Origin of the sequence: Streptococcus jiangjianxini, from assembly GCF_040225085.1 — a bacterium.
In the GTDB taxonomy this organism is placed as follows: domain Bacteria; phylum Bacillota; class Bacilli; order Lactobacillales; family Streptococcaceae; genus Streptococcus; species Streptococcus jiangjianxini.
Genome location: NZ_JBEHGL010000024.1, coordinates 15,840 through 29,018, shown reverse-complemented (window position 1 = coordinate 29,018; position 13,179 = coordinate 15,840). Strand labels below are relative to the sequence as shown.

The following is a 13,179-nucleotide window of genomic DNA, read 5'->3' as shown; positions in this document are numbered from 1 at the left end:
TTCGCGACTCATTTATATCAAGTGTAGCAAGCTACGGTTGTTATAAATGCGTTCCACTTGCATGTATTAGGCACGCCGCCAGCGTTCGTCCTGAGCCAGGATCAAACTCTCATTTGAACTGTACTCAGTCAGATATCATCTGACTTTTTCTTCTTTTATTGACAGGTTACTTAATGTAACCCGCACGTTTGGTTTCTTTATCCAGTTTTCAAAGGTCTTATCGCCTCCTAAGAGACAACTTCTTTATTCTAACAAACCTCCCGAACTTTGTCAATAACTTTTTTCAACTTTTTTTCAAAAGTCTTATGACAACTATGGGGTGATTTGAGAACTTTTATATATTACTATATTTGCATTGAACTTGTCAAGCTAATTTTGTAACTTTTTCCAAATAATAATATTGTTGCTTTTAAGTGATTCTTGAACATCTATAATTCGCTGGTTTGATGAGCCTCTAAATTGTAACATAAGATTTCTTTTATTCCGATCATACCTACCATCAACAAGAATATCGATCAGTTTCAGCATCTCTATCTTATCATCTGTCTCCAACATCATTTCTTCCCAAGTATAGCCTGTCCAAGACCAAATATCTTTATTGGGCAATTCTGTCCTGATACGTTTTAAGAGAGGAATCAAAATACCTGTATTTAAGAAAGGTTCTCCACCTAGTAGTGTTAAACCTTGTACATAGGGCTGAGATAGGTCTTCTATAATCCGTTCTTCCAACTCTTGTGTATATGGTATGCCGGCATTAAAAGACCAAGTAGCAACATTATAGCAACCTTCACAATGAAACATACAGCCGGACACATATAAGGAATTCCTGACACCTTCGCCATCAACAAAATTAAAAGCTTTATAATCTATTATTTTCCCTTGACTTAACTCTTCTGATTTCCATTCACCAGGTTTAGGATTGTTCATTACTTGTTATCCAGTACCTTTCCGTTTCATCAATACTATTTTCGAGAACGCCACCGTTAGCTAAGATTACTGCTCGGCTAGCTTGATTATCTCGATGACAAGTCACTAAGATGTTTTGAATATTTTTTGTGGTTGCAATAGCAATTGCCTCTTTCAACATCGTTTTGGCAATACCTCGTCCTCTTTCACTTGGTCGAACAGAATAGCCAATATGACCGCCTGTTGCTAGTAACTTTTGATTCAAGCGCAATCTAATATTTAAAAAGCCAATGGCTTGATTTTGATCATTAAAAGCTACCAACTGGATGGCTGGGATATTTTCTCCTAACAATCCAGCTTCTTGTAAGAGATTAGCTTCTATCCAACGTTCAAAATTATCCTGATTGTTAGCAAAATTCCACAGTCCACTAGTTGAGCTGTCGGCTTTGTGATACTCCTCAATCATCTCGAGGATTGTTTTTCTATCAGCAATCGTTGGTCGGCGAATAATGAGATTATTTTGGTAATTCGACATTAAGCACTCCATTCGTTGCGCTGGATTGGTTAATTTGATGGCAAAGCCAGTGAGTTAACAAACTGGATTGAGGGCTAACAGGATTTTGCTTGGTTTGAATAGCTTCAAGAAAACTGTCAATAATGGTTTCAAAACCTCTCTTGTATAGTGTCGTGTCCCAAGATCCAAATTGTTTTATTAACTGATTTGTTTCTTTAAAAATAGTTAACTCATCTAAGTTTTCAAGATGATAGGTTTCTTCAGGTGTCTGAATCTCTATAATTTCTCTGCGACTACCTGATTGAAGATTCATCCCTACAATAGCAACTGACTGGTCTGTCTCGAGTATCACTGAAACCTGACTCAGAAGATTATTGTCTTTAATCACTTTAAAACGAGCTGAATTGATTTTGTCATCAAGTAAGTATAAAGCTGTATCTAAAGGATGGATAAAAAAGTCAAACAGTTTAAATTGAAAATCTCCTGCACGATTAATATCATTTTTTTCAACAATAATACGTCGCTTGTTCTGAAGTTCTGTCATTTCAAAAACTCTCGGTGCAAAACGACGATTAAAACCTGCCATTAAAAAAGTGTTGTTTTCTCGAGCTAATTGGTAGAGTTTTTGAGAAGATTCATAGTCTTCTGTTAATGGTTTATCCATATAAACAGGAATTCCCAGTGCCAAAAATTGACTAGCGATATCAAAGTGAGCCTTAGTTGCCGCATGAATAAAAACACCGTCCAGCGGTTCTTTTAACAACGCTTCTAATGTTTCGTAAGTGTAAGATTGCCCAAATAGAGTTGATACTTGGTACCTAACATCACTATTTCGTGTAAAAAGATGCCATTCTATATCAGGTAATTGTCTCATATAAGGAAGATAAGCTTTTTGAGAAATCCCTCCAATACCAACAAGTCCTATTTTTAACATGTCATCTTTCTCCTGATCGTTATTTTTGCTTCACTTTAGCTTTTTTCAATAGTTCCTGTGCACGCGCTTTTTTATCTGATTTCACTATTGAATGTTTTTCATGAAAGCGTTGAACAAGTGCTTTTCCTTTATCATCTAACTGATATTTTCCCATGATTTTCCTTTTCTTTTACAATGATGAGCCATTCATATGCTTAACGCGGGCTGAAATTTCTTTATGTCTACCTTTGACCATTGGTCTAGCCTGTGGATTACCAAGATAACCACATGTTCTTTTGACAACATCTGCTGTTTTAGGGTCAGTATTACCGCAGTTTGGACACTTAAATCCGCGTTCTGTCGGGTCAAAATCTCCTTCAAAATCGCATAGATAACACTTATCAATTGGGGTGTTGGTGCCTAAATAACCGACACGATCATAAGCATAATCCCAAACAGCTTCAAGCGCCTTGGGATTTTGTTGTAGCACTGGGTATTCACAATAATGAATAAACCCACCTGATGCTCCAACTGCAGGGTAGTCTTTTTCAAAATCTAATTTTTCAAACGGTGTTGGATTTTTGCGGATATCGTAATGGAAAGAATTAGTGTAGTACTCCTTATCCGTAATGTCTTTAACAACACCGAATTTTTCCGTATCTAGTCGGCAAAAACGGTCTGTTAAACTTTCTGACGGTGTTGAATAAACTGAAAAATGATAGTCATACTCATCAGACCAAGCTTCGCAAGCTTCTTTCATTTGTCGAATGATATCCAAAGTTAAGTCTTTAGCAACTAGATTGGTTTCCCAGTTTGGACCATAGAAGACTGTAGCCACTTCATAAAGTCCGATATATCCGAGCGATACTGTTGCACGACGCTTATTAAATATTTGATTAACATCTTCAGTCTTGCCTAGTCGTTTTCCAAAAGCACCGTATTGATAGAGAATTGGAGCATTCGCTGGACTAGCTTCTCTGACACGATTAACACGATAAACAAGAGCATCTTTAGCAATCTGCATTCTCTCTTTGAATAAATCCCAGAATTTATCGATATCCCCATCAGATTCCAAAGCAATACGAGGTAAGTTGAGTGTCACTACTCCAAGATTCATACGTCCTGAAGTCACGTCTTGTCCGTTTTCATCTTTCCATCCCTGTAAGAATGAGCGACAGCCCATTGGTGCTTTGAATGAGCCTGTTAATTCAATGATCTTATCGTAAGAAACAATATCCGGATACATGCGCTTGGTAGCACATTTAAGAGCCAGTTGTTTAATATCATAGTTGGGAGAATCAGGTTCTAGATTCAATCCTCGTTTAACGGTGAAAATTAATTTTGGAAAAATAGCCGTACGTTCCTCACTACCCAAACCTTTAATTCTAATGGCTAAAATAGCCTTTTGAATCTCGCGTTCAAACCAAGACGTCCCTAAACCAAAACCTAATGAAGTAAATGGTGTCTGACCATTTGAAGTAAAGAGTGTATTGATTTCATATTCTAAAGACTGCATCGCATCGTAAATATCTTTTTGCGTCTTTGCTTCTGCGTAAGCTTCTTGTTTTCCTTCAAGACCCCATTCCTTAGCTTCTTTTAAATGCTTTTCATAATTTAATTGAGCATAGGGTGCTAAAAACTCATCAATTCGATCTGCTGTACAACCACCGTACTGGCTAGAAGCGACATTGGCAATGATTTGAGCAATCTGAGCAGTCGCCGTCTGAATAGACTTGGGACTTTCAACATCAGCATTACCAATCTTGAAACCATTAGCCAGCATACCTTTAAAATCAATCAAACAGCAGTTTGTCATTGGCGTATAAGGGCTATAATCTAGATCATGAAAATGGATATCTCCCTTTTGGTGAGCATTGGCCACGTGCATAGGTAACATCTTCAATCCAATGGCCTTACCAACAATCCCTGCCGTCAAGTCACGTTGGGTATTAAAAACATCACTATCTTTATTGGCGTTTTCATTGACAATTGCTTTATCCTTACCAATTAACTTATCAATAGCAACATTGATATCCATTTCCTGATGTTTATGTTCCTGTTTTGATTTGGAAAACTCTTGATACGCTTTCGCTAAATCTTCTTCTTGGTAATCTAATAATGTTTGAAGGGTTACTAATTGAATATCTTTTGTCTTGAGAGTTGGAGCATTCTTTTTAGATAGTTTCTCTAAAATAACCTCTAAAATAGTATGCCATTTTTCTTGACCTAACAAAGAATTTGCCACCATAGCTTTTTCAAGACTAGCAATTAATTTTTGAATATCAAAGGCAACTATTCTTCCATCATACTTTTCAACTTGTTTTAAACTTGACATAGTTAGACTTGTTTCCGCTATCATTTCTTCTTGCATTGTCATTGAAAAAACCTCCTGATAGATGTTATTATGACATAAGGAAACTTAAAAATCAATATATTGTGTCAAAAAAACTTTTAAGACACAATATATTGATTTTATTTTAATTTATAGATAATGAAAGAGTTTACTCCGTTTACCTTAATTTGCTTATAATGTCTCGAAATATTATTCGCTATAGTTTTGTTAAGTTTCTTACCTTTTTTAACGATAAAAAATTCAGCATTATCTTGAAGCAAACTATCTTCTAAACTTTGTTTATTTTTAGATGTCACCGTGTACAAATTTGGAATAGAAAATTTTGATGTGGATTGTCTTTCTGATTGCAAATAAACAGTAGCTTGATTATCCCAAATATAGATTTTTTCAGCTTTATCAGTATTTTTTGATATAAATGAAGTCAGTTCTTGTCGCTCATTTTTGTTTTGAGATTCTAGGTAATAATGGTATCCCAACTGACCTACAGCGCCAATAAGCAAAATTAAAGGTAATAAATAAGCTTTTGTAAAATAACTATAGAAAAACTGTTTTGCTAAAGATCCTCGCCTATTGCGACGATGAGTTCTACTAGATAAGCTTGATTGATAATCCTTTACTAGACGCCGACTTGATAAAATAATACCTTGCACAATCACAAACAAGAGGTAATAACTATTAAAAGTTTGTGACAGAAGTGCGTAAATACTATAAACAATGATAGAGCTAATTAAAATAATCTTTACTGGTGTAAAATCATTTTGATTATCTCTCATAAATCCAAGATAAAGTCCTGAAAAAAGGACAAGAATAGCTTGAAAAATGGCACTGATTAGAAGATTCTCGTGACCAGATTGAAATATCACTAAGTTAAATAAAATTGGTTGTGCAATGTACTCCGCCAATAATTGTTCATTAAAAATAAAATAACCAACAATATATCCAATTAAGATTGTTCCAAAAATAAAACATAAAGCTTGGTAAAATCCGCGTGCAAAACGTTTTGACCTGAGGTTAAAAATGAGAATAGTGATATTCGAAATTAGCCAAAAGACTAAAAGACGCGGTTCAATAAATAGCCCTACTGTACTTACGACACCAAAAATAATAAAGCATTCATCTTTAACTTGATTCTTAAAATAAGACATTATGAACCAAATCATACTTAGAAGAAATGGAAAAGCCCATTGAATAGGATAAAGTCCTCCAAATCCCAGAATGAGATTAAAAAGATAAAACAATAAGTTCATGGCAACTGCCAGTTCATTTGAATGAGTTAAATCAATAATAATCTTGTACAGGTACCGACCAGAAATATAGTAGGCTAAAAAATGAATGACCATTAACCATAAGTTAGTCCCTAAAAAGTATGACAACGCTATCACAGCATAATATAAAAAACCACCCGTTGCATAAATGTCATTGTAAGGTAGAACACCTTTTGACATCATTAGGCCTGTATAAAGATTTTGCGTTTGTTCCACTGTTGAAAAATCTTTTATAACTGGTAATAAGATAGACACGGCACTAACCATAGCACTCAAGAGGATTACATAAAAATGAGCCAATCCACCAATGTTAGTACTTATTTTGTTATCAAAAGAATCTATATCATCTAAGGGTATCGTGCTATTTTCCTGGTAACTTGTTGCCACTAGTGTTCTCCTTATTTTAACTTCTTAACAAAGTATAACAGAATTTACACGTTAGTCAATTTTTCCAAAAGTAGAGCATATTTTTGAATATCTCTAAAATAGTGATAATCTTTTTCTTGATAGTGCTTCATAAATTGCTTTTCTTCTTCCGTTAAGTTCAATGATATTATACAAGTTATTTTCATCTCACTTATTCATTCGGAAAAATAGGATGCTTTCGTAGTAATATCTCATAAAAGAAAAGACCCGATTAAAAATCGGATCAATAACTTAATTTTCATCTATGAAACTATTAAATACTTCTTCAATCATATCCCATTCAACATCTGAGTCTTCCGGAATAGGTTGAAGATCACCTTCTGTACCATCTTCATTTTCAGTAAATGAGTAGGCTTGGATTTCAATTTCACCATTATCATCTTCTTGTGCTCCAGCTGGAACCAATAGAACATAATTTTTACCAAACTCTTCTTTACCATCAATAGTAAGTAAAATTTCAAATAAACTTTCGTTACCTTGGTCATCAACCAAAGTAATAACTTCTGGTTCGTGTTCATGATTATGATTCTCTGTCATTTTTTCTCCTTAAACTTAAAACATACGATCTAGATAGTTTTGCAAAATCAACTGTGCTGCCAATTTATCGATAACTTTTTTACGTTTGCCACGGCTAATATCTGCCTGCTCAACTAGCATCCTCTCAGCCTGGACGGTCGTTAGGCGTTCATCTTGATAGTCAACAGGAAGTTCAAAACGTTCCTTGATTAAATCTCCATAAAGTTTACTTGCTTCTACACGTGGACCCTCAGAATTATTCATATTCTTCGGAAGACCTACGACAAACTTATCAACTTTGTAGTCGGAAACCAATTCAGCTAGGCGCTCTAAACCATATTCTTTATTTTCTTCGTCAATTGCGATAATTTCGATACCTTGAGCTGTAAACCCTAAAGGATCACTTACAGCTACTCCTACCGTCTTCGAACCAACATCAAGTCCCATTATTCTCATTAAAGTTCTACACCATTATTAACAAGATAAGAACGCACTAATTCTTCTACAATCTCATCTCGTTCATATTTTCTAATCTGATTTCGAGCATCATTGTAACGTGGAATGTAAGCTGGGTCCCCACTGAGAACGTAGCCTACGATTTGGTTGATTGGATTATAACCTTTTTCAGCTAAGGAATGATAAACATTTGATAGGGTTTCGCTAATCTCTTTACGGTTAGCATCATCTAAATTAAAACGCACAGTTTCATCTGTAAATCCCATACCTACACCTTCTTTCTCACAAGCTTTTGATTGTTAATTATAGCATAATTAACAATCAAAGACAACTAAAACAATATCAACAGCACGTCATACGCATGAAGAAACAATCGTTTTCGGATAACATTTAGGTTAAATGCGACACGTTTATCAAAGTCTGTTTGTAATATTCTCGATAGACAACATCCAAGAGCCAGTGCATACTTTCCACCAACCAATGCCCCCGAAGACAACCGGCAAAGGCCTCCACATCCTTCCAACTTTCAATACCAGCTGACTGGCAAACGAAAACTAAAAAGAGAATAGTTGATAAGCGATAGCGGATTTTCCATATGTGACGCTTATCCAATTCGTCACGTTGGGCATCTATTGATTTTGTCATTTATGATATAGATTTCTGAAAACGATTGTTTCTTCATGAGTTTGACGTGTACCAACGGACACTTCGTATAAGCTATTGAAGAATATTAGAATTTTATCTGACTTCATGATAAGATAAGAACATGACTAAAAATGAACAACGAAAAAAAATGATTTTGAAACTGAAAAAGTTTTCAAAAAATATTTTGCAAAAAAATAAAGCTGATGCCTTGCTTTTAGAAAAATTAATTTCTACAACTTCTTATCAAAATGCTAAGGTTGTTGCCACCTACCTTTCAACAGCCAATGAATTTAATACTAACCTTTTTATTTCACAAGCTATTAAGGATAAAAAGACGGTTGTTATTCCAAAAACTTATCCCAAAGGTAAAATGATTTTTGTAAAATATGATAAAAATCATTTACAAAAAACATCCTTTGGTCTCTTAGAACCAACATCAGATATAGAAGTTAAAAAATCTAACATTGATTTTATCCATGTCCCTGGGGTTGTTTTTTCGCCTGATGGCTACAGGATTGGTTATGGTGCTGGGTATTTTGACCGCTATTTAGCAGACTATACTGGCGAGACTATCAGTACCATCTATCCATTCCAACTCCAACACTTTCCAAAAGATTCATTCGATATTCCAGTAAAAAAACTATTACAATAATGTCTACATTAAAAAAATCACCTATCACCATTTTATTTACCGTCTGTATTTCCCTTGTCTTCTTAAGTATGCAAATGTTACATCCTGGAAATGCTGAAAGCCCCTATGTTATCTATCGTTTTGGTGGATTAATCGGGAGTGTGCTAAAAGAAAACATGTCCCATTTTTGGCGCCTTTTTACACCCATTTTCGTTCATATCGGTTGGGAACATTTCCTGTTTAATACTGTCACCCTTTTCTTCCTTGGACAATTGTCTGAAAAACTGTATGGGCATATAAAATTCTTTGTTCTATTTCTTCTATCTGGCCTGATGGGAAACGTATTTGTGCTATTATTAACCCCTGACGTCATTGTAGCAGGCGCATCTACTTCAATTTTTGGTCTTTTCGCTGCAATTGTTGTCACAGGTTACTTCAGTAAAAATAACAATCTAAGAAATCTCAGTAATTCTTACAGAACTCTTATTATTGTCAATCTTATTTTCAATCTATTCACTCCCAATGTTAGTGTTGTTGGACATCTGGGAGGTCTAATTGGCGGTCTTTTGTTAGGCATAACATTCAGCCCTAAAAAAGAAACTAACCTATCTCTATTTCCTAAAATCATATCCTTTATTATCTATTTTTTCATTCTAATTAGTCTAACTACATTTGCCATAACACATTAATACAAGGAAAGAGCAATTATGCTACGTTTTTTAATACCAACTGCTAAAGAAATGGTCGAGAAAAAACCAGAAAAAATTAAAAAAATATATTCAAATAACACTAAGAAAATTATAGACGAAATGTCACAAAAGGATTTGAGCGAAATACTCTCTATCTATCATTTCAAAAAAGACGAGACTGCTCAAAAAGAACAAAGACGTTGGTATGATATCACTTCAGACACAAGTTTCTCCTACAAGGCACTTAACCTTTATAATGGTTTAATGTACCGAACTCTAAAAACAGGCCTATCAAATGATGCCGAAGAATACCTTAATCAAACAACATTTATCACAACCGCATTATATGGCATAATTCCAATCTCTGAATTTATTAAGCCCCATCGGCTGGATTTTAATACATCTCTATCGATCAACAACCAATCCTTAAAAAACCTTTGGAAAAAAGACTACGATAATTTTATAGAATCACTCGAACAAGAAACAATCATTTCACTATTATCATCTGAATTTGAGACGGTTTTTTCGACAATAAATCGTCAAAAATTAATAACAGTTAGATTCTACGAGCAAGATCATTCAGGAAAATGGAAACAACACTCCACTATTTCCAAAAAAGGACGTGGTTACTTTCTAAAAGCAGCCGCAATGGAGGAATGTCAAACAATAAAGGATTTAAAAGCGCTCTCCTTTGAAAACTATCATTTCAAAGAATCTAATAATCAAAACGAATTAATCTATATTCGAAAGGTTTAAATCATCTAGTGCAGCACACTATCACAACCAAAACTACCAGCTTGAGCAAGCCCTCAAACTGGTAGTTTTTCTATCCCTCTGAAAGTCCTCTCAATTGTCTCAAGAGTTCACTGCGTCCCTTGAAACGTTCCCCGCTTAACAATAACTCAACAAGGTGCTTCTTTTGAATCGGTAATTGTTCTCGTAATCTGAGTAACTGATCTTTCAAAATAATCTTCTCATCTATTCCCAAACCTCCTTGAGAGATAGAGTGACTCAAAGTTGATACTTCTTCATAGGGTAAACGATTAAGCCTTCTCTTATCACTTTCTTGAGATCGTAAAACATCCTTTAAGTAACTTGAAAATTTTGTTTTAAAACACGCAAAGAACAAAGAACGGCAATCCAAGCAAGACGGTTTATCCTGAATCAAACGAAATAAGCAGATCATACCTTCCTGTTCCCAATCATTAACTTCCCAAAGATGGATATGATACTGTCGCATAAACTTAAAAACAATTGGTCGAATTAACTGGCACAATTCATCGAATGGTAGTTCTCTTAACGATGACTCATCATTAAACATATTATAACCTCATTTCTATTAATAAGGTCATTATACAGTGCTGATAAGAATGGCAACATGACACAAATGTCATATTGAATCGGCTACACTAAACTAGACAGAATTTATAAAGTGATCTATAGTAATCAAAAACAGGAGAAAAGATATGTCTAGAAAAGTACGTCGTCAATTTAGTGATGACTTTAAGCAACAAATCGTTGACCTTCACAATGCCGGTATGAAACGTAGCGAGATCATCAAAGAATATGAGTTAACCCCCTCAACCTTCGACAAATGGGTCAGACAAGCCAAAACAACTGGTTCCTTCAAATCGATTGATAATCTAACAGAGGAACAACGAGAGCTAATAGCCCTTAGAAAGCACAATAAAGAACTCAAAATGCAGCTAGACATCCTAAAGCAAGCGGCAGTGATTATGGCACAAAAAGGCAAATAATCACTGCTAACAAGGATAAATACAGCATTTCAGCCATGTGTCGTTGGTTGAACCTCCCTCGTTCCAGCTATTACTACAAAGCCACAGAGCCAGCATCGGAAACAGAGCTTGAAGAAATGGTTAAACGGATTTTCCTTGAGAGCAAATCTAGATACGGTGCTCGAAAAATCAAGAAATGTCTGGAAACAGAAGGGGCTGTCTTGTCTCGTCGTCGCATTCACGGCAGTCTCAACTATCAAACACCAATGGCTAGGCGAGTTATCGCTTAACAAAAAACACTTTATAAATTTTGTACAAAAAAGGGTTGCCTTTTCATAGCTTATCCTAATGAAACAATAGCCAGTACTAAAACCATGTACACCTATAGTCATCAAGGGTTACTGGAGGTTAAACCTATTGACTTGCCTCGAGCTATGCGCCTAAAACCCAAGGCCAAGAAGCGATCGTCAACCAAAAAGCATTTTGGTACTTCCATCGAAGAACGTCCAAATGACATCAATGTTTGGACATTGGGAAATTGACTCTGTTCTTGGTCTGAAACAGGCTGGGGAACTATCTATTTTAACTCTAGTCGAAAGACAGACTCGCTATGCCATTACGGTCTATCTAGCTGAAAAGAAGGCTCACTATGTGAATGAGGCAATGATTCAACTCATTGGGAACTACCCAATCAAATCCATAACAGCTGATAACGGTACTGAATTCGCTTCCTTGCCTGAATTAGAAGGCGTTCAGGTGTATTATGCCCATGCTTACTCATCATACGAACGAGGAAGCAATGAGCATTTCAATGGCTTACTCAGAGAGTTCATCCCTAAAGCTGATCACAGCAGAAAAATTAGCTGAGGCAACTTCATCCATCAATCAGCGACCAAGAAGACTGTTAGAGTATCAGTCCGCGGAAAAACTCTTTGGGCTAGCCCAAAGAGCCTAAACTCTCAACTTTGGTTCAGATAAAAGATGTTGCACTTAACTTGACAATTCAAGTTTCTAAAAAATTATTCTCAAATCCATTGATAGACTTGACAAATGATAGAAAAAAGATTAAAGAAAACTATCCAAAATAGACGTTTTCTTTAACCTACATACTAATCTCATGATAAAGAGTTATGCTGTTTAATGGAACAAGAAGGATGAATCCCTTCCGCATTACGATGCTCAAAATCCAAATCCTGTAAATTTTTAGGAAGCTCTTGCCAATTTCCTAACATCATTAAGGAATGATATTGTTGTAAATCTTCATCACACTCTTCACACCAACGTTGGTCATCTGTCCGCCAAAAAGCTGACATCAGATTTGATTGACTATTTACCTTAGGAAATTGTTCCTGTAACAATTCCCATTCCTCTTGATAACAAGTGAGCGCATCCTCATAAGTTTGGAACTCTTTAATAGCAGTGATATCTTCTTGCCAATCGTCTAAGAACCACCAAGGTTCAAAGTCGCCATACATTTTTATCACTTGATAGGCCATATCATGTACTGGGTCTTAAGATCTTTATGAAAATTATCTTATTCTTCGTTTAAATAAAAATTAAGATAGCTCTATAACCATTTGATATTAGGATATATCCCTTTTTCAAATAACTATAAGAGAACATTTTCGATAGTTGAATCACCCTTTTCCTTTCTATTATGTTTTGGTTATATAATCAAAAATAAGTATTCCAAATGATTATCTCTAATCCTTCTGTGACGTCTATTATATAAAATTATAGTTTAATGTGATAATAATCTGCTTGTAGAATACTGCACAAACACGAACCTTATCTGGTTAACTATTGAAATGACAGGTTCTTTTAGGGTTTTATGGTACGAAAAAATAGCTCTATCATTTCTGCAGTGAATAACGTCACATCTTTCAATCTGTTCTCACAGCGTTTAACACATGTAAAGACTATATCACTAATACGCTATTCTAACGCTAAGTGCAAAACCCTCAACGAACTTATCAAAGTCATTAAGCGAAACGCTTTTGGCTTTAGGAAGATGAAAACTTCAAAAAACGGATTTATCTCGCTTTGAACACAACAAAAGAGAGAACCAATCTGATTCTCTCTCGTTGTTTGTTATAAGTCACCTACTACAGTTGATAAAGTGTCAATTT

General features: G+C 35.2%; 14 protein-coding genes, 1 rRNA gene and 5 pseudogenes. 6 read left to right on the top strand and 14 right to left on the bottom strand.

Going from position 1 to position 13,179, the window contains the following annotated elements:
- The 12 genes and pseudogenes from ABP870_RS09560 to ABP870_RS10675 form a co-directional block, all read right to left on the bottom strand.
- Positions 1 to 117 (bottom strand): 16S ribosomal RNA (locus ABP870_RS09560); the annotation flags it as partial.
- 252 nt (positions 118 to 369) lie between these two features.
- Positions 370 to 927 carry an anaerobic ribonucleoside-triphosphate reductase activating protein gene (nrdG, locus tag ABP870_RS09555; protein WP_350015165.1) on the bottom strand — a complete coding sequence of 186 codons (558 nt, stop codon included), beginning with the start codon at positions 925 to 927 and terminating at the stop codon, positions 370 to 372.
- Positions 914 to 1,441: a GNAT family N-acetyltransferase gene (locus tag ABP870_RS09550; RefSeq protein ID WP_350015164.1), complete on the bottom strand. Its 528-nt coding sequence runs from the start codon at positions 1,439 to 1,441 to the stop codon at positions 914 to 916. Before ABP870_RS09550 ends, nrdG begins: the two co-directional genes overlap by 14 nt.
- Positions 1,422 to 2,354, bottom strand: coding sequence for a Gfo/Idh/MocA family protein (locus tag ABP870_RS09545; protein ID WP_350015163.1), 933 nt, complete (start codon positions 2,352 to 2,354; stop codon positions 1,422 to 1,424). The genes ABP870_RS09550 and ABP870_RS09545 overlap by 20 nt, the downstream gene beginning before the upstream one ends.
- A 19-nt stretch (positions 2,355 to 2,373) precedes the next feature.
- Positions 2,374 to 2,508, bottom strand: a complete 135-nt coding sequence (locus tag ABP870_RS09540; RefSeq protein ID WP_350015162.1) for a hypothetical protein — start codon at positions 2,506 to 2,508, stop codon at positions 2,374 to 2,376.
- Between the two features lie 15 nt (positions 2,509 to 2,523).
- On the bottom strand, positions 2,524 to 4,668 hold the full coding sequence (gene nrdD, locus ABP870_RS09535) for an anaerobic ribonucleoside-triphosphate reductase (RefSeq protein ID WP_405054651.1): 2,145 nt from the start codon (positions 4,666 to 4,668) through the stop codon (positions 2,524 to 2,526).
- A gap of 137 nt (positions 4,669 to 4,805) precedes the next feature.
- Positions 4,806 to 6,338 (bottom strand): hypothetical protein, encoded by a 1,533-nt coding sequence (locus tag ABP870_RS09530; RefSeq protein WP_350015160.1) that lies wholly within the window; start codon positions 6,336 to 6,338, stop codon positions 4,806 to 4,808.
- Positions 6,339 to 6,608: 270 nt separating this feature from the next.
- Complete coding sequence (locus ABP870_RS09525) at positions 6,609 to 6,914, bottom strand: DUF1292 domain-containing protein (RefSeq protein ID WP_350015159.1); 306 nt, start codon at positions 6,912 to 6,914, stop codon at positions 6,609 to 6,611.
- A gap of 15 nt (positions 6,915 to 6,929) precedes the next feature.
- Positions 6,930 to 7,349 carry a Holliday junction resolvase RuvX gene (ruvX, locus tag ABP870_RS09520; RefSeq protein WP_350015158.1) on the bottom strand — a complete coding sequence of 140 codons (420 nt, stop codon included), beginning with the start codon at positions 7,347 to 7,349 and terminating at the stop codon, positions 6,930 to 6,932.
- Positions 7,349 to 7,615, bottom strand: coding sequence for an IreB family regulatory phosphoprotein (locus tag ABP870_RS09515; protein WP_062710759.1), 267 nt, complete (start codon positions 7,613 to 7,615; stop codon positions 7,349 to 7,351). Before ABP870_RS09515 ends, ruvX begins: the two co-directional genes overlap by 1 nt.
- A 110-nt stretch (positions 7,616 to 7,725) precedes the next feature.
- Positions 7,726 to 7,841, bottom strand: a pseudogene (locus ABP870_RS09510) (ISAs1 family transposase); the annotation flags it as partial.
- A 9-nt stretch (positions 7,842 to 7,850) separates the two neighbouring features.
- Positions 7,851 to 7,994, bottom strand: a pseudogene (locus ABP870_RS10675) (ISAs1 family transposase); the annotation flags it as partial.
- 121 nt (positions 7,995 to 8,115) lie between these two features.
- Between ABP870_RS10675 and ABP870_RS09505 the strand changes: the two are divergent.
- Genes ABP870_RS09505 through yaaA form a run of 3 tightly spaced genes read left to right on the top strand, consistent with a single transcriptional unit; the run spans position 8,116 to position 10,070 of the window.
- The gene (locus tag ABP870_RS09505) at positions 8,116 to 8,646 is read left to right on the top strand and encodes a 5-formyltetrahydrofolate cyclo-ligase (RefSeq protein WP_350015157.1); all 531 of its coding nucleotides are present in this window, start codon (positions 8,116 to 8,118) and stop codon (positions 8,644 to 8,646) included.
- A complete protein-coding gene (locus ABP870_RS09500) occupies positions 8,646 to 9,314 on the top strand; it encodes a rhomboid family intramembrane serine protease (protein WP_350015156.1) in 669 nt (222 codons plus the stop codon). Before ABP870_RS09505 ends, ABP870_RS09500 begins: the two co-directional genes overlap by 1 nt.
- Before the next feature lie 18 nt (positions 9,315 to 9,332).
- Entirely contained in the window at positions 9,333 to 10,070 is a 738-nt protein-coding gene (gene yaaA, locus ABP870_RS09495) for a peroxide stress protein YaaA (protein ID WP_350015155.1), read from the top strand.
- A gap of 70 nt (positions 10,071 to 10,140) precedes the next feature.
- Here the strand turns inward: yaaA and ABP870_RS09490 are convergent, their stop codons facing one another.
- Positions 10,141 to 10,635 (bottom strand): sigma-70 family RNA polymerase sigma factor, encoded by a 495-nt coding sequence (locus tag ABP870_RS09490; protein WP_350015154.1) that lies wholly within the window; start codon positions 10,633 to 10,635, stop codon positions 10,141 to 10,143.
- 145 nt (positions 10,636 to 10,780) lie between these two features.
- On the opposite strand from ABP870_RS09490, the pseudogene ABP870_RS09485 reads away from it, so the two are divergent.
- Together ABP870_RS09485 and ABP870_RS09480 are read left to right on the top strand one after the other, a co-directional pair.
- Positions 10,781 to 11,289: pseudogene (locus tag ABP870_RS09485) on the top strand (transposase); the annotation flags it as partial.
- 96 nt (positions 11,290 to 11,385) lie between these two features.
- A pseudogene (locus ABP870_RS09480) lies at positions 11,386 to 12,005 on the top strand (IS30 family transposase); the annotation flags it as partial.
- 160 nt (positions 12,006 to 12,165) lie between these two features.
- Here the strand turns inward: ABP870_RS09480 and ABP870_RS09475 are convergent.
- On the bottom strand, positions 12,166 to 12,546 hold the full coding sequence (locus ABP870_RS09475; protein ID WP_350015153.1) for a DUF1033 family protein: 381 nt from the start codon (positions 12,544 to 12,546) through the stop codon (positions 12,166 to 12,168).
- A 437-nt stretch (positions 12,547 to 12,983) separates the two neighbouring features.
- On the opposite strand from ABP870_RS09475, the pseudogene ABP870_RS09470 reads away from it, so the two are divergent.
- Positions 12,984 to 13,147, top strand: a pseudogene (locus tag ABP870_RS09470) (transposase); the annotation flags it as partial.
- Positions 13,148 to 13,179 lie beyond the last annotated feature (32 nt).